Source organism: Actinocrispum wychmicini (assembly GCF_004345645.1).
Classification (GTDB): domain Bacteria; phylum Actinomycetota; class Actinomycetes; order Mycobacteriales; family Pseudonocardiaceae; genus Kibdelosporangium; species Kibdelosporangium wychmicini.
On sequence record NZ_SLWS01000004.1, the window covers coordinates 192,394 to 211,778 of the forward strand.

At 66.7% G+C, this 19,385-nt stretch carries 19 protein-coding genes; 8 read left to right on the forward strand and 11 right to left on the reverse strand.

Annotation, left to right across the window (positions count from 1 at the left end; translation table 11 throughout):
* Positions 1-38: 38 nt before the first annotated feature.
* From EV192_RS19010 to EV192_RS19045, 8 genes are all read right to left on the reverse strand, one after another.
* Positions 39-866, reverse strand: a complete 828-nt coding sequence (locus EV192_RS19010; RefSeq protein WP_132117151.1) for a TauD/TfdA family dioxygenase — start codon at positions 864-866, stop codon at positions 39-41.
* 68 nt (positions 867-934) lie between these two features.
* Positions 935-1,903, reverse strand: coding sequence for a Gfo/Idh/MocA family protein (locus EV192_RS19015; RefSeq protein WP_132117153.1), 969 nt, complete (start codon positions 1,901-1,903; stop codon positions 935-937).
* An 11-nt stretch (positions 1,904-1,914) separates the two neighbouring features.
* Positions 1,915-2,886 carry a clavaminate synthase Cs1 gene (gene cs1 / locus EV192_RS19020; RefSeq protein WP_132117155.1) on the reverse strand — a complete coding sequence of 324 codons (972 nt, stop codon included), beginning with the start codon at positions 2,884-2,886 and terminating at the stop codon, positions 1,915-1,917.
* Between the two features lie 31 nt (positions 2,887-2,917).
* The gene (locus EV192_RS19025; protein WP_165960476.1) at positions 2,918-4,270 is read right to left on the reverse strand and encodes an NDP-hexose 2,3-dehydratase family protein; all 1,353 of its coding nucleotides are present in this window, start codon (positions 4,268-4,270) and stop codon (positions 2,918-2,920) included.
* Between the two features lie 78 nt (positions 4,271-4,348).
* Positions 4,349-5,290, reverse strand: coding sequence for an NAD-dependent epimerase/dehydratase family protein (locus tag EV192_RS19030; protein WP_132117159.1), 942 nt, complete (start codon positions 5,288-5,290; stop codon positions 4,349-4,351).
* Entirely contained in the window at positions 5,287-6,432 is a 1,146-nt protein-coding gene (locus EV192_RS19035) for a PLP-dependent aminotransferase family protein (protein WP_132117161.1), read from the reverse strand. The genes EV192_RS19030 and EV192_RS19035 overlap by 4 nt, the downstream gene beginning before the upstream one ends.
* Before the next feature lie 46 nt (positions 6,433-6,478).
* On the reverse strand, positions 6,479-7,633 hold the full coding sequence (locus EV192_RS19040; RefSeq protein ID WP_132117163.1) for a glycosyltransferase family protein: 1,155 nt from the start codon (positions 7,631-7,633) through the stop codon (positions 6,479-6,481).
* A gap of 21 nt (positions 7,634-7,654) precedes the next feature.
* Positions 7,655-8,893 (reverse strand): PLP-dependent aminotransferase family protein, encoded by a 1,239-nt coding sequence (locus EV192_RS19045; protein WP_165960477.1) that lies wholly within the window; start codon positions 8,891-8,893, stop codon positions 7,655-7,657.
* Between the two features lie 420 nt (positions 8,894-9,313).
* On the opposite strand from EV192_RS19045, the gene EV192_RS19050 reads away from it, so the two are divergent.
* The 7 genes from EV192_RS19050 (at position 9,314) to EV192_RS19080 (ending at position 16,195) form a co-directional block, all read left to right on the forward strand.
* Complete coding sequence (locus tag EV192_RS19050) at positions 9,314-10,522, forward strand: serine hydrolase domain-containing protein (protein WP_132117167.1); 1,209 nt, start codon at positions 9,314-9,316, stop codon at positions 10,520-10,522.
* A gap of 65 nt (positions 10,523-10,587) precedes the next feature.
* Positions 10,588-10,851, forward strand: a complete 264-nt coding sequence (locus tag EV192_RS19055; RefSeq protein ID WP_132117169.1) for a nucleoside triphosphate pyrophosphohydrolase family protein — start codon at positions 10,588-10,590, stop codon at positions 10,849-10,851.
* Between the two features lie 31 nt (positions 10,852-10,882).
* On the forward strand, positions 10,883-11,665 hold the full coding sequence (locus EV192_RS19060) for a class I SAM-dependent methyltransferase (protein ID WP_165960478.1): 783 nt from the start codon (positions 10,883-10,885) through the stop codon (positions 11,663-11,665).
* Complete coding sequence (locus EV192_RS19065) at positions 11,662-13,947, forward strand: xanthine dehydrogenase family protein molybdopterin-binding subunit (protein WP_132117173.1); 2,286 nt, start codon at positions 11,662-11,664, stop codon at positions 13,945-13,947. Before EV192_RS19060 ends, EV192_RS19065 begins: the two co-directional genes overlap by 4 nt.
* Positions 13,925-14,731, forward strand: coding sequence for an FkbM family methyltransferase (locus EV192_RS19070; RefSeq protein WP_132117175.1), 807 nt, complete (start codon positions 13,925-13,927; stop codon positions 14,729-14,731). Before EV192_RS19065 ends, EV192_RS19070 begins: the two co-directional genes overlap by 23 nt.
* Positions 14,728-15,195, forward strand: coding sequence for a (2Fe-2S)-binding protein (locus EV192_RS19075; RefSeq protein WP_132117177.1), 468 nt, complete (start codon positions 14,728-14,730; stop codon positions 15,193-15,195). Before EV192_RS19070 ends, EV192_RS19075 begins: the two co-directional genes overlap by 4 nt.
* A gap of 106 nt (positions 15,196-15,301) precedes the next feature.
* A complete protein-coding gene (locus EV192_RS19080; RefSeq protein ID WP_132117179.1) occupies positions 15,302-16,195 on the forward strand; it encodes an FAD binding domain-containing protein in 894 nt (297 codons plus the stop codon).
* A 209-nt stretch (positions 16,196-16,404) separates the two neighbouring features.
* Here EV192_RS19080 and EV192_RS57405 read toward each other — a convergent pair whose 3' ends face one another.
* The 3 genes from EV192_RS57405 to EV192_RS19095 form a co-directional block, all read right to left on the reverse strand.
* Positions 16,405-16,860, reverse strand: coding sequence for a phosphotransferase (locus tag EV192_RS57405; protein ID WP_207926134.1), 456 nt, complete (start codon positions 16,858-16,860; stop codon positions 16,405-16,407).
* Between the two features lie 311 nt (positions 16,861-17,171).
* Entirely contained in the window at positions 17,172-18,236 is a 1,065-nt protein-coding gene (locus EV192_RS19090; RefSeq protein WP_132117181.1) for a MupA/Atu3671 family FMN-dependent luciferase-like monooxygenase, read from the reverse strand.
* 136 nt (positions 18,237-18,372) lie between these two features.
* Positions 18,373-19,077 carry a 3-oxoacyl-ACP reductase family protein gene (locus EV192_RS19095; protein ID WP_132117183.1) on the reverse strand — a complete coding sequence of 235 codons (705 nt, stop codon included), beginning with the start codon at positions 19,075-19,077 and terminating at the stop codon, positions 18,373-18,375.
* Positions 19,078-19,190: 113 nt separating this feature from the next.
* Between EV192_RS19095 and EV192_RS56850 the strand changes: the two genes are divergently transcribed.
* Complete coding sequence (locus EV192_RS56850) at positions 19,191-19,319, forward strand: hypothetical protein (protein WP_279493641.1); 129 nt, start codon at positions 19,191-19,193, stop codon at positions 19,317-19,319.
* Positions 19,320-19,385 lie beyond the last annotated feature (66 nt).

Consider the following 19,385-nt stretch of genomic DNA (forward strand, 5'->3'; position numbering starts at 1 on the left):
GCCGGGCTAGCCAGCTCCGCCGACCACAGTCAGCCCCATCAGTTGGGTGTGGTGGGGACGTTGGCGTAGAGCGCTCTGACCAAGTGGCGGCGGGAGTTTGGCTTGTCCTCATAGGGTTGTCGGCCGTGGGAGAGGCGGTCGTTGCGGAAGACCAGGGCTTGGCCGGGAGTCAGGCGCATCGCCAGTCGGTATCGCGGGTTGTCGGATGCCGCGCGGAGGAAGGCCAATCCTCTGTGCAGGCCGCCGGGTGGGCCGGCTGAGAAGTTCCACGTGCAGGTTTCATTGTCCGTGTAGCGGGTGATGAGGTCGCCCTCTTCGTCGACCGAGAACACTGGGCCGGTGGCGTTCACGTCGATGGCGGGGATGGTGGAGCGGCGATTGAGGGCTTCAGGGGAGAGGAGTGCCTCCGCCGCGGCCGGGTCCCTTTCGCGGAGTTCCGCGAAGGCGGCCAGAGAGTTGAAGAGCAGGGTGTTCCCACCTCGGTGAGCGGCGCGGACGCAGTAGAGGATGGTGGTCCTGATGTCGCCGATCTCGTCGAGGAGACCATCTACGTGCCAGGCTTGGCCGGCTGTGGTGTTGAAGCCGGGGTGTCGGTCGTTCGTGTCGCTGCGGATGTCGCTGTAGGACGCGGAGTAGTCCTTCGTCTCCGCATAACGGTAGAGGGCTGGGATGTAGGGATTGCCAAGTCGCAATGCCGCGGACAGTGATGCGAGTTTGGCGTCGGGCGGCCCTGGCTCCGCCATCGTGACCACGGCGAAGCCGCGTTCTTCGAGGTTGTGCACGACTTGGTTCGGGGCGTCGTGCTCCGTGAAGTCCACGGGCCGTGCGCACCGTGGATCCCTGAAGTCGGCGTGCAACTGCTGCATGCTGGCACCTCCCGCAGGCTCGTTTCGGTGCGTGTCTCTTGCGTGCACTGCGCGGTTAGTCGGAACGGTCAAGGGATTTCGGCTTCTGGAGAAACCGATGCCGCTCGCGTGAGACGAGCGAGCGACCGGGCATCGCTGAGCAGGGGGACTTCGAAGTTCTGTGATCCCTTGTCGGCTGCCGCGAGGACCTCGGCAAGGAATACTCGCATGCTGTCGGCGGGCTCCACAGTGTGCGCATACACCTGGTCTCCGGCCTGGACCCGCAGGTCGACCGGCATCCCCGGCAGTGCGGAGAAGAGCCGCTCGACCTCGATCGTGAATCCGTTTCCCATTAGCCGGACCATGTTCTGGTAGGCGGTCGTGAAGCCGAACTGACCGACGACGGTCCGGCCGCCCGGGTAGCCCGCGAGCATGCTGTATGACGTCTCGAGCGCGGCGGCAGTGCGATCGCCCACGATGACGTGGATTCGCTCGGGCTCCGCGCCCCACAGCACCCGACCTAGGGACACCGCGTAGGGACCGGTGTCCAGCAGTGCCCCGCCACCCTTGGCTCGGTCGTACCGCCAGTCATCGGCTGGAACGGGGGGAGTGAAGACCGCCAGTGCCTTGGTGACCTCCGCGTCGAGGTCCGCGAGGACCGACTCGACCGCCGCGAACACCGGGTGGAACGAGTAGCAGGTGGCCTCAGCGATGACGAGCGACGACGACCGGGCCAGTGACACCATTTCCTCGGCGGTGTCCGGGTCCGGCAGGCCCGGCTTGTCGACCACCACGTGGTGCCCGTGGTCGAGCGCACAGCGAACCACTCGCGCGTGGTCGCTGTTGACCAGCGAGACGTAGACCAGGCCAGGGCGGGCGACGGTCAACGCCTCGCTCCAGTTGGTGTACACCGTGCCGAGCTTCGGCACGCGCCTGAGGGCCTCGGCGCCGACGTGCGAGCTGACGACGTTGATCGTCTCGACCTCGGGAATGGACGCGGCGGCTGGCAGCACGCGCCGCTGGGCGAACCGTGACATGCCGATCAGCAGTAGTTCCATGGCTTCAGGGTTCAGCGGGGGACGAAGGGGATGACGTCGCCCGCGCGCTCGCCGCCCGACAGTTGGCCGTTCCGGTCGGTGCGGACGTACGCCCGGTGCAGCCAGCGGTCCTTGCCGTCCCAGCGCGCGGTGAATGGAGCACGTCCGTGGGCGATCCGGAAGTTGTCGATGATCAGCAGGTCGCCGCGACTCAGCAGAACCCGCTCGGTAACGTCTGTCAGAGCCGTCGACAGCGCGTCGAGGGCTGCGATGTCCTCCGGGGTCTCGGCGGTGAGGAACGACCGGTTGAAGCTGACGTACGGGTCGTCCTTGTTGCCGTACAAGGGCTTGACGTGCGCCGTGGCTCCAGGGTCCGCGGCGTCGAACCGCCGCGTGAACACCCGCTCGAACAGATGGTCCCGCACGTCGTCGCTGAGCAGCGGCAACGCCTTGCGGATCGAGCCGACGAGGGTCGCAGCCCTGCCCTCGTGGTCGCCACGCGAGCAGGAGAGGAGGATGTAGTTCGGCTGGTGGGCGTGGTGCGAGAGGTCCGTGTGGAACTCGAGCTGGGTCTTGGAGGTCCCCCCAGACAGTGGATGCGCCTCGGGCGTCGGGTACAGCTCGTGCAAGACCGTGATGGAGCGACGGTTCCCGTAGCCCTGGTCGTAGGCGGTGAGGAGCCCCAGCGCCCCGCCAACGACGCAGAGCATGGCCTCCATGTTCAGCAGTCGCCGGTCCTCCGGCGGCGGGCTGGACGTAGGAGTGGGCGGCAGCTCGTCGTCCGGTTCGACGGGAAGACCCCGCAGGAGCAGGTAACCGTCCAGGTTCCCGTTGGCGTTGAAATCGTCCAGACCGTGGCGCAGCTCCTGGGGCAGGCGGTCCGCCAGCCGCATCGCGTCGGCGAAGAACGCGTCCAGGTCGGCCCGCGGCACTGTCGGCAGTGTCGACGCGAGAGCGAGTAGCTCTGCCCGGTACGGAGCACAGTCGATAGTGGATGAAGGCACGGGTGCGGATCTCCCTTCGGTGTGGTGTGAGTCAGAGCAGGCAAGCGATGAGGCTGCGAGCCTCGACGTTGACGTAGTAGCCGGAGCGGATCAGACGGTTCAGCAAGCCCAGGGTCATCCACCGGTAGTTGTCCGGCGCGTTGACCGTGTGCCCGTCTGGGACGTTGACGACGACGTGTGTCGTGTCAGCGCGTAGGAACCGCCCACCGTCCTCCGACTGCACAGCTTCCAGGCGGATCCAGGACTCGGGTGCGTCGAGACACTCCGCGAGTGGTGGGAGGTCCTCCGGTCCGCGGTAGCTACCAGGGGTCAGCTGCACCGTCGCGGCGAGCTCCAGCCTGTCCGTGAGGCCGGGCTGGATCATGGCTTGAACGAGGAACTGGAGCACTCCCGACCGGCGCTGGCAGATCAGGGCCACGACGTTGCTGCTCGTCGGCTCGAGCATCGGTTGAGACCACGTGTCGACCTCCCGGCTCGGCGCCGCGACCGACAGCCCGACGATCCGAAAGTAGCGGTCCTCGCAGTGGCGGATGCTGTCCGTACCGCGCACCCACTTGTCCATGTCGCGCAGGCTGATCCGCCTGATGTCCAGGCTGAACTTCGCCTTCTGGTCGATGAGCCAGGTCATCGCGGCGGAGACGTCGGCGTTCGATCGGCCTGCTCTGTGTGACTCGACCACCTGGAGGCGAAACGCGTCCCGGATGTCGCCGTAGGAGTCCGCATCGTCCTCCGCGTCGTACGAGATGCCTGACAGCACCGTGCGCGCGTTCATGTTCACGCGGTTCCCCCGCTCGAGCTGATGCCGCAGCTGCCCGAGCGTCAACCACGCGAAGTCGTCAGCTACCGCGATGTCTTCGTTCTCGGGAATCTCGACGATCATGTTGCGATTCCGCTTGTGCAGGTACCAGGACGCGTGCTCCGAAAGGAGTTGGTCGAATACGATGCGTCGTCCGGCGTGCTCCCGGAAGTACTCGAGGTACGGGGTGGATCGGCCGCCGTGCACGCGTTGGTAGTTGCTGGGGGTTGCCTGAACGGTCGCGGCGTACTGGACCAGCTCGCTGTTTCCCGGCTCCATCTTCGCCTGCATCAGGAAGTGGTGGACGCCGTTGATGCGCTTGACGATGATGCCGAGGATGCCGATCTCCGGCTGCACGATGATCGGCTGACACCACTGGGGCGTTGGCCCGAAGTCCGTGTGTATCGACAGTCCCTCCACCGCGAAGAACCGGCCGGACGCGTGCGAGAGGCGGTCGTCGATCCGCCAGTCGGGCAGTGCGTCCAACGGAATCTCTGCGACGCCGTAGCTGGCGGACGCCGATCGCTTCTCGAGGAAGGAGTCAGGGTCCGGTGTCTCCGCGGTGCTCAGGGTGATGGACGACGCCAAGAATCCATCGGAACGATTTACCTTGGTAGACATGAAGCAGCTCTCTCAGAGGCTACGTCGACGTAGGGCGACGACATGTCACAGGCTTTCGGAACAACCGCCGGCCGCGATTTCGCGGGCCATGAGCTTGATGCCGGACTCGAGGTCGAGCGGGTCGAAATCGATGATGTTTCGGAGCAGCCGCAAATCGACTGCCAGGTTGCCGGTGTCGGTGTGCGCGTTAGGCCCCGGAGTGGTCGCGATGGTGGAACCCGTGGCTGCTCCAACCGCGTCGAGTACGTCGGTGATGGAATTGCCCACGCCGGTGCCCACATTGATCGTTCCAGGGAGGTCTCGGCCGGATTCGAGCAGGCCGAGCGTTGCTGTCACGAAATCATCGACGTGGATGAAGTCCCTTGCCTGCCGCCCGTCGCCGTGCAGCGTGAAGGGCTTCCCGGTCAAGGCGCTCCAGAATGCCGCCGACACGACACCCTGCCCTCGCGACCGCGGCAGGAGGCGACCGTATACATTCACGCAGCGTAGCGAATGGGTGGACAAGCCGTGCACTCTTCTGTAGTACTCCATGTATTCTTCGCCCATGCGTCGCGACATTCCGTAGGGAGACGTGGGTTCCCCTGGATCTGACTCGCACTTCAGCTCGCCGCCAGGCGAGTACACGGCACCGGCGGACGACAGAAAAATGATCTTCGTACTGGGACTGAGTGAGCGAACCGTCTCACAGACACCGATCACCAGCGAGAGCGTCCCGATCGCGTCGGCGGCGGGTGCCGCCGTCGAGGGCAACGGAAAGCGGCCGCCCGCGGCGATGATGATCGCGTCCACGTTCTGGTCGAGAGTCTGTGGCAGACGTTCGACGCCGTCGCCGGAGAGCAATCGGATCTCACCCAGCCTGGGATCCGCGTCCTGGGTGGCGAACGGATCAGAACGACTGACCACGGTGGTGCTCCAGCCACGGCGTGCCGCTCCCAGGGTGAGTGCGTTTCCCAGGAACCCCGCCCCGATCAGCGTGATCCGTGTCATCGCGCCGCCCCTACGTCGGCTCGTGCGCCACTCTGGTCCAACAGCATTTCCTTCAGCCGCCGGACGACCGCTTCCTCTCCGTCGGGAGTGAGCGCCCGCGGGTCGACCTCGAGTTGGCCCAGGTGCACCTTGAAGTCGCGAAGATGGATGGACGGAATGCCCGTTGCCATCTCCTCGGCGAGGCTGGCGGCGCTCCGCCCAGCCGAGGCGGGGTCGACGGTCAGCAGGACGCGGTAGATCATGCGCCCGGAGTCGTCCTGGGTGACGCGGGCGGAGAGACCAGGGAGCCTGTCCAGCCGGGCCGCGAGCTTGGTCATCCGCACGCGTTGCGCCGCGGCACGCTCCTCTTCCGGAACGGCGGCGTATTCCCGGACGGCCTGCAGCAGCCCCAACAGGTTCTCCTTGCCGACCTTCATGGGCCGGGCGATGCCCGCGTACTGCGCCCGGCACGCCGCGACCAGCTCGCTGCCCCCGCAGATGAACCCGGACGTGGGCGCGCCCAGCATCTTGGGCCCGCTGTAGATCACCAGGTCGGCCCCGCTCGCCACCCAGCGCCGCAGGTCGCTTTCGCCCGCAGCGTCCACGATCACGGGGACGCCGTGCTCGCGGCCGATGGCGACCAACTCGTCGAGTGAGACTTCCTTCTTGTGGACCGCGTGGGTGTAAGAGGTGACGTACACCAGTGCCGCGGTCCTCCGGCTAACGGCGCTGGCGACGTGGCTCCGCAGTGTCTCGTTCACGGCGCCCGCCTCGACGGTCCGGCCACCGCCCAGCGCGATCATCTGTGTGATGGGTGCACCCCCGTAGCTGATGGAGTGCCCCTTCTGCAGCACGATTTCATTGGGTCGGTCAGCGGGGTCGGGCAGGCGCTGGACGCGGAGGGCGTCCGTCCCGGCGACACAGGCGGCCACCGCGATCGCCATGCCGGCGGCTGCGCCGGTGACTGGGCACGCGTCCTCACTGCCGGTGACCTCGGCGAGGAAGCTGCCGGCGGCCCGCCAGAGCTGGTCCAGGTCGACGTGGAACCGCGCGGCGTTACCCATTGCCAAGATGACGCCATCACTGAGTGTGCAGCCGCCCAGCGGGGTTGAGTTGGCCTGTGCGCTGACGACGGGTACGACACCGAGGTCCTTGTACTCCATGACGTGGCTCCCTGTTCGCCTGTCGACATTCGGGCGGACGTCCAACTCATCCACCGCGCAGTTCCTCGTCCAACCAGTCCATGAAGGCGGCCATGCTGTTCTCGTAGAGCCGCTCCATGCGCTGGCCGGGCCTGCCGACCGCGCCGGACTTCACCTGTTGCAGCGCGTCGGCCAGGCTGTCGGCACTGGGCTTGCGCAGGACGACTCCCAGGTTCTCGCGAGCGACCAGTTCGCCGGAGATCCCGTGGGGGTCGATGATCGTGGGTATGCCGTACAACCAGGTGTCGCGGAGGCGTAGCCGTGTGCCGGTCTCGTTCTCCGCACCCGGCCTCGCGATGCAGACGTACGCCTTGGCGGCCTTCACGTACTGGTCACGTTCGGACAGTGCGAGGCGCTTCGTGTGCAGGTGGACGCGATCGCCGAGCTCAAGATCGTCGATCGCCTTGCCGACCTCGATGATGGTGGACCGGGTGTCCTCAGTCGGCGCCGCGTGCAGGAAGGCGGCACTGGCGTCCACGCCGCGGTCACGGAGGACCTTCATGGCCTCCACCAACATGAGCGGCTCGAAGAAGGCCCAGATACCGCCGGTCCACAGGAAGTCGGCCAGATGGACCGGCTTGGCGGCGTCCGCCGCCTCGAGACTGCGCCGGCTGAACCCGACCGGCACGGTGGTGACCAGGTGGTCCAGCGTCCAGGACCGCGCGATGTCGGCGGGCGTTGTCCGGCCGAAAGCGCACAGCGTCGACAGCAGCGCCGCCCGCTCGACCTGGGAGCGGCAGAGGAAATGGTGCGTCACCTGCAGCAGGCGTCGGTAGGTGCCGAGGAATCGCTGATGCTCACCGGTCGGGTCGGCACAGGCAAGCACCGAGGGATAGCTCATGTGCTCAATGGGCGCCCGGCATTCGCCGATGATCAGTTTGCGGTGGGCGACGGCGAACTCGATCCGGCCCCGGTCCGGGGTGTCGAAAAACATGACGGCGTCGGCCGTCGCGATGGCTCGTGCCGCCTCCTCGCCCAGCGCGACCTCCTCCGCCGCACCGAGGTCGACGGTGTCCAAGGCAGATGATGTGATCACTCGCACGGTGTACCGCTGGCTGAGGACCTGAGCGATCTCCGCGAGGCGCTGGCCCGCGCCGGCGATTGAGGTCTCGGACAAGGAGTACGAACCCGCGTCGACGACGACGGTTGGTTGGTCGGTCATTGCGATGAGCGCACCATTCAGTCAGGAGAACTCGACGAAGTAGAAGGGCGGGCCGCACAGTTCGCGAACTCGCCGGCTGCCGCCGCCGTCCCGGCGGACGCCGGCCCGCGCGTTGGCGAACTCTTTGGCCAGCGCGTGGACGGCGGGCTCGCGTCCCCCGATGAAGGTGAGCTCGTTGACCCCCAGGCGGAGCACCGGGCCCGGCAGGTCGGGGAGGTCCACCTGGACGTTGACCCGGATCCCGTGGTCATACATTGACTCTGAGAAGCGGTCGGTCTGCTCCGCGTCCCCGATCTTCACCCAGACCTGGTGGGTGCTCGTGGTGTGGCCGTCCTCGTCAGCGGCGACGTCGAACCCGTCCGCCGCCAACAGCTTGCTGAACAGCCGCGCGTTGCCAATGACCTGTTCCGCGTAGGCATGGCCGAAGTGGCGGAACTCCGCGGCGGCGAGCCCCAGTGCGAGCGTCTCGGCGAAGTGGTGACTGCTGAGCATCGTGAACTGCGCGTCCTTCAACCGCTGGTGCAGCTCCGGGGTTCGGGTGAACAGGACACCCTTGTGTGGCCCGGGAAAGCTCTTGTGCGTTGAGCCGCCCATCGTGTCGGCGCCGGCGTCGAGCGGGTTGCCAAGGGCGGCCCCGAGGACCAGTCCCATCGTGTGACTGCAATCGACGTGCAGGAGCGTTCGCGGGGAGTGTGCCCTGATGAGGTCCGCGACACGGGACACCTCCAGCTCGTGGCGGCTGTTCTGGAGGTCCAGGTAGACCAGTTCGGGCTCGTGCTCGCGGAGGACCTGCCCGAGCCGTTGCTCGTCGATCTGACCGCGAACGACAGGAACGGTCGCCGACTCGAAGCCGAGCCGGCGAGCCATGTCCGCGGTGGCGTAGTGCCCGCCGGAAGCGGCGTCGATCGAGACGACCGTTCCGCCCGGTTTCCCGCCCAGACCGGCCATCGCGATCATCATGGCCGACAGCCCCGATATGGGTCGTTCGTTGACGTGCGGAGCGCGGGCGAGCTGGCTCAGATGGCCGACGGCCAGATCTGTCTCGATCTGGGCCACGTCCTGGCCGCCCCGGAACTGCCAGAATCCCGGATCCAACGCGTCGTTGAAGAAGTACCGGTTGTAGTAGTCCGTGCCGAGTGGCAGTTGGGCAAGCGGTGACAGTTTGTTCTCGCTCGGCACGAGATTGACGGCGACGTCTGCCTGTCTCTGCTGAGAACGGAATCGATCTATGATCTTGCGGATTTCCTTGACGTCACTCACCCCCGAATTCCGCAAGTACGTCTATTCGTCGAGTATTTATCGAACGACTCATGAATGCCTGACATCCTGTAGGGCACGGCAAATCTATGTGCTTGTCGTGTCCAACTACCGATTCTTCCTGGTGTGCAACCCGTTAGCCACCGACTCTTCGTCATCGGCGGATCGGCCGACTTGACCAGCCGGTGGCGGAGCTATACCCTCCTGATCCCGATCAGGCTAAATGGCCCTTCCTGCACGGACATCACCCGGCCAGCCTCAGACGGGCGGTTCCGGATATTCCTTGACACTTGATCACGTCAGGGGCACCTTGTTGTGTCGAGGCGCTCATTCCTCACCAACTCGCGTGAATTGCAAGGTCTAGTACGCGGGCGGTCATCGCGCGTTGGTTGACGTACAGACACGGACGAATGAGGAGGAGAGGTGGCCGCAGGTGGCTTCTCGTCGAAACGGCTGGCCCGCGTGCGAGACGTGCTCGAGCGTCACGTTGATGCCGGACACGGCCCAGGTGCGGTCGCCGTCGTCGCCCGCCATGGCGAGGTCCACATCGAGGCGACGGGCAATCTCGCCTTCGAGGGCGAAGGCTCGAGGACGCCGATGGCGGCCGACACGATCTGCCGCATCACATCGTGGACGAAGCCGATCGTCGCCGCCTGCGCTATGACGCTCGTCGAGGACTGCACGCTCCGCCTCAACGACCCTGTCGATGCGCTCCTTCCGGAACTGGCGAACATGACCGTGCTCGCCGATCCGAACGGGCCACTGGACGACACTGTCCCGGCGAAACGTCCGATAACACTGCGGGATCTGCTCACCTGCCGCCTCGGCACCGGCACGGTCCTTGCCGAGCCGGGAACGGTCCCGATCTCCGACGCGCTGAACGCGCTTGAGCGCGGGGACGGCCCGGACGATGCCGGGCCGTCGCCGGACGAGTGGATCCGTCGCCTCGGCAGGCTGCCGCTTGTCTACCAGTCGGGTGAGCGCTGGATGTACTACATCCCCGCCATCGCGCTGGGCGTGCTCATCGCCCGCGCCACTGGTATGCCCCTTGAGGATGTCCTGCGCGAGCGGATCTGCGAGCCGCTCGGGATGAAGGACACCGCCCTCAGCGTGGGCGGCGAGAGTGTCAGCCGGCTGGCGACCGCATATGTGCTCGACGAGGCCACCGGCGAGTTCGTCGTCGCAGCCAGCCGAGACGGGCTCGGGAGACAGCCGCCGACGTTCAAGGCGGCTGCCAGCGGGCTTGTCTCGACCGCCGACGATTTCCTCGCCTTCGCCTCGGCCCTGCTCGCCGGCGGTACCCACCGCGGCAGACGGGTCCTCTCGCGGCCGTCGGTGACGCTGATGACGAGCGATCACCTTACGCAGAGGCAGAAGATGGTCTCCAAGTTCGTCTGGCCGCCGGGGTTCTTCGAGGACTTCGGCTGGGGTTTCGGGATGGGGATCAACACCCGACGCACGTACCTCGGACCCTCGGTCGGGAGCTACGGATGGTACGGCAAATACGGCACCACCTGGTTCAACGACCCTGCCGAGGACATGACGACGATCCTCTTTGCCCAGACCGAGTGGTGGCAGATGCCAATCTTCCACGACTTCTGGACGGCTGCCTACCAGGCGATCGACGACTGACAGGTCAACAGGAGCATCGATTCGTGTTCCAACGAGCACGAGCGCGCCCGGCTATGGGAGGAAACATGGACATAGGTTCCCTGCAGCGACTCGCCTGGGACAACAAGGTACTGAAGGGCTACAACACCACCGACATACCACTGGAGTTCTGCATGCTCCAGGAAAAGACGGCAGCGGCCTTCACCGCGTGGCGGAAGGGGAAGGAGCTTCTGGGGGAAGAACTGGCTGACGTCGTGCTCTACGTGGCGAGCATCGCCGAGATGACCGGTCTCGATCTGCAGTACGAGGTCAAGGCGAAGGTCGACAGGAACTCGGCACGTTCCGACTGAGGAACATGGGCGACGAAAAAGGGTGATGGGTATGACCGAGAGCGGAACGCGCGGACTGTCCTTCGGTGAGATCGCCGATCGTTACGACCGCTTTCGGCCTGGCGTGCCGGCAGCGGCCCTGGACTGGCTTCTCCCGGACGGCTGCGAGACGGTGGTCGACCTCGCTGCCGGCACCGGTGCACTGACCCGGCGCCTGGTGGACCTGGTCCAGTACGTCGTCGCCGTCGAGCCCGACCCGCGGATGCGCGAGACACTTGCCCGCAACTGCCCGGAGGCGCGGCTGCTGCCGGGAACCGCCGAGCGGATGTTCCTGCCCGACGGCAGCGCCGACGCGCTGCTGATCTCCATGGCCTGGCACTGGATGGATCCGCGGCGTGCCATGCCGGAGATCGCACGCGTGCTCCGAGGCGGCGGCACGTTCGGCGTCCTGTGGAACCACCGGGATCTGTCCGTCTCATGGGTCGCCGATCTCGACCGCTTCACTCGCGCACAGCGGGTCCGCGAGAGCGGCCGGGGTGTCGCCGCTCAGGCGCCGAGCCGTGACGTCATGGACCCGCCGACCGGGTCGCTGTTCAGCCCTCTCGTCGAACTGCGCCTGACCTGGTCGATGCCCGTCACCGCCGAGGAGATCGTCGGGCTGATGGGCACCGACGCCAGCGCGATTGCGCTGTCAACCGAGGCCCGGCATGCCGTGGACGAGCGAGTAGCCGGGTACCTGCGCGCCGAACTAGGCCTGTCGGGTGACAGGACGATCGATTTGCCGATGGCCTGCCGCTGTCTGCGCACCACCAGGAACCCGGACGCCGCACCGTGAGCGCCTTCGGCACCCGGGTGAACCGGGTCGAGGACCTGCGGCTGCTCACCTTGGGCGGCACATACGTCGACGACCTGCGGGTACCCGAGCTCATCGGGGCGGCGTACGTGACCTTTGTGCGCTCCCCGGTCGCGCATGCCGTCATCACCGGCATCGACACGTCACGGGCGGAAGCCCACCCTGGCGTGGTGGCCGTCTACACGGCCGCGGACCTGACCGACCTGCCCGCACCTCAGCCTTTCCGGCGGCCGGAGCACGGCGGCGGGTTCTTCGCCGAGCCCCTGCTCGCCGGGGGGAAGGTCCGATTCGTAGGCGAGCCGGTCGCGGTCGTGCTCACCGACGCGCGGTACGACGGCCAGGACGTTGCGGAGCTCGTCGACGTGGACTACGAGCAACTCCCGGCCGTCGTGGGCATCGCGCAGGCCCTCCTCGACGACACACTCCTGTTCGAGGAAGCCGGAACCAACCTCGCCGACCAGCGGGACCGCGGCACCTACGACGACGGCGTCTTCGCCGACGCGGACGTGGTCGTCGAGCGAGAGGTCGTGAACCACCGCGTGGCCTGCGTCCCGTTGGAGTGCCGTGCCACCGCGGCGGCCTTCGACGGCACGAGGCTCACCGTCTGGCACAGCAGCCAGAACGCTCAGCGCTGCCGGAGCACCCTCGCCGAGTCCCTGGGCATCTCGCCCGACGCGATCCGCGTGATTGTTCCCGATGTTGGCGGTGGGTTCGGCGCGAAGATCGGCATCGACCGGGACGCGATCGTCGTCGCCTTGGCGGCGTGGAAGTCGAGAACCTCGGTGCGATGGGCGGAGAGCCGCGTCGAGAACCTTGTCGCCATGACCCAGGGCCGTGCCCAGCTCAACCGCGTCAAGATCGGCGGCAAACGCGACGGCACGATCACTGCATACCGCCTCGACGTCGTCCAGGACGCGGGTGCCTACCCGCGTACTGCCACCCTCGCACCCGTGACCTGCATGATGGCCCCCGGCGTGTACGACATTCCGCACGTGCAGACCGGTTACCGCGTCGTCGTCACGAACGCGACCCCTGTCAACAAGTACCGGGGCGCGGGTCGGCCGGAGGCATCGGCCGCCATCGAGCGAGCGGTGGACCTGTTCGCCGCCGAGATCGAAATGGATCCAGTCGAGGTCCGCCGCCGCAACTTCATCGCGGCGGACGCGTTCCCGTTCCGCACCAGAACGGGGGCCCGCTACGACTCCGGTGCGTACGAGGAGGTCCTCGACAAGGTCCTCGGCGCCGCCGACTACCCCCGGCTCAGAACCGAGCAGACCGCCCGCAGGGACAACGGGTGCGTGCACGTGCTTGGCATCGGCATCTCCGTCTACGTGGAGATGACCGGCGGCGGTGGCGAGACCGCCAAGGTGACCGTGGACGTGACTGGACGGGCAACGGTCCAGACCGGCAGTTCGACGCAGGGCCAGGGCCACCACACCGCCTGGTCGATGCTGGTCGAGGCCGAACTCGGCATCCCCATGGACCAGATCACCGTCGTGCACGGGGACACCGACCTCATCCCGAAGGCCGTTGGCACCTATTCGAGCCGGTCCCTGCAGCTCGGCGGTTCCGCGGTCCACAAGGCCGCTTCCGAGGTCAGGGATCAGGCCCGACGGCACGCCGCCGACCTCCTCGGAGCCCGCGTGACCGATATCGTCCTCGACACCAGTTCCGGGACGTGGCACGCGGCAGGCGACCCCGGCCGATCCGTGACCTGGACCCAGGTCGTCAGGCACGCCGAGGTGGAGAGCCTCAGTGCCGACGTCGAGTTCGACTCGGACCAGCCGACATTTCCGTTCGGCGCGCACCTCTCGGTCGTCGACGTCGACACCGAGACGGGGATGACTACGGTGCTCCGCCACGTGACCGTGGACGACGCGGGGCCGGTCCTCAACCCAGCCCTCGCCGAAGGCCAGCGCCACGGCGGCATCGCGCAAGGGATCGCCCAGGCGTTGTTCGAGGAGGTGCGCTACGACGAAGACGGCAACCCTCTCAACGCGACGCTCGCGGACTACGGGGCCGTCGCCTGCGCCGACCTGCCCGACTTCGAACTGGCGGCCAGCGAGACGCCCACGGACGTGAATCCCCTCGGTGTCAAGGGAATCGGCGAAGCGGGGACCATCGGTTCCACTCCCGCGGTGCAGAACGCGGTCATCGACGCGGTCGCTCACCTCGGGGTCCGGCACATCGACATGCCGATGACCCCGAGCCGTGTCTGGGCGGCGATCAAGGAAGCGGGCGATGCACGCCAGTCTCAGCGTTGAACGGCGAACAGAGGATGTCATGGTACGTCCAGCACCACGCGGTGTACGGGATCTCCCGCCGTACACCAAGAACCTGATGACGGCACAGGAACGGCGACGTATTCTTCTCCGGGACATCGATGTGGTCATAGACGGCGGCGCGAATGGCGGCCAGTACGCGAAGTGGATGCGCCAGTGCGGCTTTCGCGGGAAGATAATCTCGTTCGAGCCGGCGTCCGAGACCTTCGACGTGCTGTCCGAAGTCGCCCGGTCGGACGACGACTGGCACTGCCACAACATGGCGCTCGGGCCGGAGGACGGCCAAGTCCTGTTGCACCTGACGCGCACGTCACTCGGCTCGTCGGTCTTCCGGCGCACCGATCTCCACTCCCGCGTGTGGCCGGACGACGTCGAAGCCGGTACGGAGCTGGTACCAATGCGCTCGCTGCGCTCACTGTGGCATGAACTGGGCTGCGACGGCTGCCGGGTGTACCTGAAGCTGGACGTGGAGGGCGCCGAGCTGTCCGTCCTCGAGGGCGCGGGTCCGTTTCTCGACCGCATCGCGCTGCTCGAACTCGAATTGCCCTTGGTCAACATGCACCACGACGCGCCGGCGTTCGAGGACGTGCTGAACTTCCTGACGGCACGGGGCTTCTCGGTGGTTGCCCTGGAGCAGAACCATAGCGGCGACGACGCGACCGGTCAGATGCTGATGATCGACGGCATCTTCCGGTCGTCGAGCGCTGGACTCCGCGGTGACGTTGGCTTCGGCGGCGTTCGTCCATCTTCAAAGGAAGACACATGAACCGCATCTCGGTGACCGTGGACGGCACGAAATATGAGGACGAGGTGGAACCCCGGCTTCTACTCGTCCACTATCTGCGGGACCAGCTGGGCCTGACCGGCACCACAATCGGCTGTGAAACCGGCAACTGCGGGTCGTGCACCGTCGATCTGGCCGGGGCGAGCGTCAAGAGCTGCTTGGTTCTGGCGGTCCAGGCGGACGGGAGTGAGGTGACCACCGTCGAGGGGCTCGCGCAGGACGGCGAGTGGCATCCGCTGCAGCGGTCGTTCCACGAGCAGCACGCCCTGCAGTGTGGCTACTGCACCCCCGGCATGATCATGGGGGCCCGCGATCTGCTGCGGCACAACCCCGATCCCAGCCCGCGGGAGATCCGGCACGCGCTGAAGGGCAACCTCTGCCGCTGCACCGGCTACCAGAACATCGTCAAGGCCGTGCTCGCCGCGGCTGCCGGTGGAGAGGCCTAGTGACCGTCACAGAGCCCAATACGCCCAGTAAGAGGGGCGGGTGTGCCGAAACGCTGCTTCGCCGCTCAGGACCAGAAGCAGGGCTCTCCGAACCAGGGGTTGCGGCATGAGCCCCGCGGCGTTCGACTACGCCTGCCCGGCGAGCGTTGCGGAGGCCGTCCGTGTGCTAGCCGAGGGCGGCGAGGAGGCGAAGGTGCTGGCGGGCGGTCAGAGCCTGCTGCCGACGCTGCGATTGCGACTGGCCTTCCCGAAGTTGCTGGTCGACGTGGGCCGAGTGCCGCAGTTGCGCGGCGTCAGGGAGGAGGCCGGCTCGCTCGTCGTCGGCGCCATGACCACCCACCACGACGTCCTCCACGATGCGCTGGTCCGACGGCATGCCCCGTTGCTGGCCGCCGCAACGGAGACGGTCGGCGACCCCGCTGTACGCCACCGCGGCACTCTCGGCGGCTCCGTCGCCCATGCCGACCCGGCTGGCGACCTGCCCTCGGTGGTGCTGGCGCTGGACGGCGAGTTGGTGGCGGAGGGCCCGCGCGGGCGGCGCACCATCCCGGCCGCCGAGTTCTTCGTCGACCACCACAAGACCGCGCTGGAGCCCGGCGAACTGCTCGTCGAGATCCGGCTGCCCAAACTGGGGGAGGGCTGGGGCTTTCAATACGAGAAGTTCCATCTCTCCGCGCAGGCTTCCACGGTGGTCGGAGTGGCCGTGGCGGTACGCCGTGAGAACGGCAGTATCGCCGAGGCGAGCATCGGACTGACAAACATGGGCGCCACGCCGCTTCGGGCGTCCGCGGCCGAGGTGGCGCTGGCCGGTGCGGATGCCACTGCGGAGGCCGTGGTGCGGGCCGCCGAAGCGGCGGCTGAGGGCACCTCGCCAACGTCCGACCTGGGTGCGGCCCCCGAGTACCGGGCTCACCTGGTCAGGGTGTTGACGCGCCGTGCCGTCCTCGCCGCAGCCGGACTCCCCGTGGCAGCGGGAAATCGGGTTCATCGAGGGTGGTGAAGGAAATGCGCGCCGAAACCCGACCGACCGGCCCGACGAACGGACCGGAGCGACCGCGTCCTTACGGAACTGCTCGGGATACTTTGGCCATGCGGCGGATCCAGGGGAACTCGTCGCGGATGTCCCGCCACGGCAGGATCTTTCGATGGACGTGGCACCAGGACATCCTCCATAGCGCCCGGCCGCGAGCGCCGCGCAGGTTTGCTGCGTCAGCAGCCGGCGAGTAGTTGCCTCCTTAGGAGGCTTGCGAAGCCTTCGTTGATGTCGGCCAGTGGATCACCTCGGCGGTTCCGCTCCTGAGGCGCGGGCTGATGTAGGGCTGCCAGAAAAGCCGCCAAGGTGTCGGCCGCCACGGCGCCGCGAGTCGCAGGGGCTCGGTTAGCAGGTTCACCAGCGACCCAGGTCGTAACAATCCAAGGGTGCGGGAACCGCTCGGAAGGCTGGCCAAGACGCTGCGGAACAGGTATCCGCAATGGGAGGCGCGGCGCTACAGCAGGCAGCAAGGTGTGCTCCTTGAGGAGTAGCTCGCCTGCGTCCTGAGTGGCCCAGGACAGCCGGACCGCAAGGTCGTCACCGAGCCGCCACAACTGATTGTCCCAGCCACGAGCACCAAACGTCAGCGGCAGGTGCCAAGTCGAGGTGCTGTTCGCGGAGCAATACCGCAATCAGATCCGCGGTGATCTCACTTCAGTCTGGGACTCTCGAGTTACACCGCTTTCTTGGCTTTGGCCCGCGTTCCTCGGTTGCGGGCCTGTTATGGTCGGCACAGCAGTCGAAGCCGGAGGTCATCGCGGTGACCGCTGGCGCGAATCGCAAACTTGCCCAGTGACACAATCTTGGCCCACACGAATGGCTTGGGAGCGTTGTTCCATTCGCTGATCCAGCGGCGAACGTCGATCCCCAGTTCGATGAGGCGTACTCCGGTGGAGCCATGCACAAGCTTGTCGCCCAAGTCCCCTATCGCGCTGGTCGGGGCTCATCCAGAGATCTTCACGCGCAGATTCGCGAGCTCAGCGACCGTGTCGAGCACAGGGCCGCGCGGCAACCCGAAGTCGACCAGGCAAGCCACCTCATCGGCGCCCGCCTCGAAGAGTCCGGTAAGAACCTGGTCCGCCTCGGCACGGTCTCCGATCAGCGAACGGCCGCGCAGATACCGGTGCACGGCGAAGTCCAAGCGCTTCGCCGCCACGGCCGGATCGGTCACGGAGCCTTGCTGATCGAGGTAGGCGGCGAGATAGTGGCGCAGCGGCTCCTGGGCGCGACGGCGGATCTCCGGACCCGAGTCTCCGATGGCTGCGTGCACCATCAGGCAGACCCGCCCTCGCCCGCCGTGGTGCGCCGCAAACGTACGCCGGTAGAGGCCGATTCGCTCGGCGAGTTCGTGGGGGCCGAACAGTCCGTAGCTGGTCAGCAGGCCGGCGCCGGTTTCGCCGGCGTACTCGAAGGTCGCGGGATTCCCGGAGGCGGTGATCCAGTGGGGCAGCACGGGCTGGACGGGACGAGGGTAGGTGCGGACACGGTATTCGGCCCCGTCCGGCCCCTCACGGCTGATCTCCCCGCCGCTCCATAGCTGCCGCACAGCCCTGAGGTTCTCGGCGGCCCGCACCGCACGCCGCTCGTAGTCTTCGGGCGCGAGCACGAAGTCTCGGGGATTCCAGCCGGTCGCGGCCGATATCTCGGCCCGGCCATTGGAGAGATTGTCGACCACGGCCCACTCTTCCGCCACCCGCAGCGGATCGTGCAGCGGCAGGACCACGCTGCCCGCGCGGATGCGCAGGTTGCGCGTGACCACGGCGATGGCCGCAGCGAGCACGGCCGGATTGGGGTGGCCGCCGCCGAACCGGGTGAAATGCCGTTCCGGTATCCAGACGAAGTCGAGACCGTTGCGGTCTGCCGTTCTGGCCGCGTCGAGCAGCAAACCGTAGGCGGCTGCGTCGTCGGACTCTTCCTCCAGGGCTGAGAAGAAGTACAGGCCTACCGCACGGGCCGCCTTGCCCGAATCACCACCCTGGGACTTGGGTTCATCCTGCTGCTCGTTCATCCGTAAGTCTCCTGTCCCGAGCTGAGCCCAGACAGCGCTGCAACTCCGTCATCTGCAAGTCGAGCGCGTGCACCCATCGCCTGCAACTCGGCAGTCAGGGCGTCACGCGCGACCAGAACGTCCCTGAATGGACACATCAGTGCCCCATCCCGAAACCGCCGTCCACGGGTATGACCGCTCCCGTGACGAAGCCCGCGTCCTTCGAAGCGAGCCAGGTGACGGCCGACGCCACTTCCTCGGGAGTGCCGCACCTGCGCAGGGCCGTCTCGCCGATGATTTGCTCCCGTCGCTGTTCGGAGAGGTCTTTCGCCAGATCGGTGGAGACCAGTCCGGGGGCCACGACGTTCACGGTGACATTGCGAGGGCCGATCTCCCTGGCAAGCGACCTTGCAAGACCGATCAGAGCGGACTTGCTCGCCGCGTAGTTGGCCATGCCCTCCGAACCGCGGAGAGCCGCCACGGAGGAGACAAAGATGATCCGCCCCCGGCTCATTCTCACCATGTCCGGATATACGCACCGGGTGGCGTAGAAAGAACCACCTAGATTTGTCGCTAGGACGCGGAAGAACTGCTCGTTGCGCATTCCCATGAGGAGCATGTTGTCAGCAATACCAGCATTGTTAACCAGGACCTCAATGGGGCCGTGAAGTTCACGCGCCTCCTTGAACGCGGCGGCTACCTGTTGGGGATCAGAAACGTCGCACCTAATCGCGTGCGCACCTGCCGGAACTTCGGAGCCGCGTTGGGCGACGGCAACCTGGTCTCCCTGTTCGAGAAACGCTCTGGCAATAGCAGCGCCGATGCCTCGGCTGCCGCCGGTTACCAGTATCGAGCGCTGCACCAGATACCCTCCGATGTCATCGCAGACGGTAGTGGATATACCGCATGCTTGCAGTCACCCCGCCAGATGGCAACCGGCCTCGAAATCTAGGGCTCTGACGCCGGGTTGAGTTGGTGACCTACAGTGAAAACGCTTACCAGCGTGCCGCTGAGGTGGCCGCGTCGAGAATCGCCGCGATCGCGGCGCACCTCAGGCGCGCCACCGAGGAGTTACTGATCACCCGCATCCCACACCGTGGGTGACCTGGTGTTCGGCGAGATCGCGGGCGGTCCAGGCGGAGTCGGACCCGTCCTGGGTTCGTCGCCGCG

What these genes read in the sequence shown, in the direction of transcription:
- EV192_RS19010 (WP_132117151.1), bottom strand. Translation starts at nt 866, where the DNA reads ATGCAGCAGTTGCACGCCGACTTCAGGGATCCACGGTGCGCACGGCCC.
- EV192_RS19015 (WP_132117153.1), bottom strand. Translation starts at nt 1,903, where the DNA reads ATGGAACTACTGCTGATCGGCATGTCACGGTTCGCCCAGCGGCGCGTG.
- EV192_RS19030 (WP_132117159.1), bottom strand. Translation starts at nt 5,290, where the DNA reads ATGACACGGATCACGCTGATCGGGGCGGGGTTCCTGGGAAACGCACTC.
- EV192_RS19035 (WP_132117161.1), bottom strand. Translation starts at nt 6,432, where the DNA reads ATGGAGTACAAGGACCTCGGTGTCGTACCCGTCGTCAGCGCACAGGCC.
- EV192_RS19040 (WP_132117163.1), bottom strand. Translation starts at nt 7,633, where the DNA reads ATGACCGACCAACCAACCGTCGTCGTCGACGCGGGTTCGTACTCCTTG.
- EV192_RS19055 (WP_132117169.1), top strand. Translation starts at nt 10,588, where the DNA reads ATGGACATAGGTTCCCTGCAGCGACTCGCCTGGGACAACAAGGTACTG.
- EV192_RS19060 (WP_165960478.1), top strand. Translation starts at nt 10,883, where the DNA reads ATGACCGAGAGCGGAACGCGCGGACTGTCCTTCGGTGAGATCGCCGAT.
- EV192_RS19070 (WP_132117175.1), top strand. Translation starts at nt 13,925, where the DNA reads ATGCACGCCAGTCTCAGCGTTGAACGGCGAACAGAGGATGTCATGGTA.
- EV192_RS19075 (WP_132117177.1), top strand. Translation starts at nt 14,728, where the DNA reads ATGAACCGCATCTCGGTGACCGTGGACGGCACGAAATATGAGGACGAG.
- EV192_RS19080 (WP_132117179.1), top strand. Translation starts at nt 15,302, where the DNA reads ATGAGCCCCGCGGCGTTCGACTACGCCTGCCCGGCGAGCGTTGCGGAG.
- EV192_RS19090 (WP_132117181.1), bottom strand. Translation starts at nt 18,236, where the DNA reads ATGAACGAGCAGCAGGATGAACCCAAGTCCCAGGGTGGTGATTCGGGC.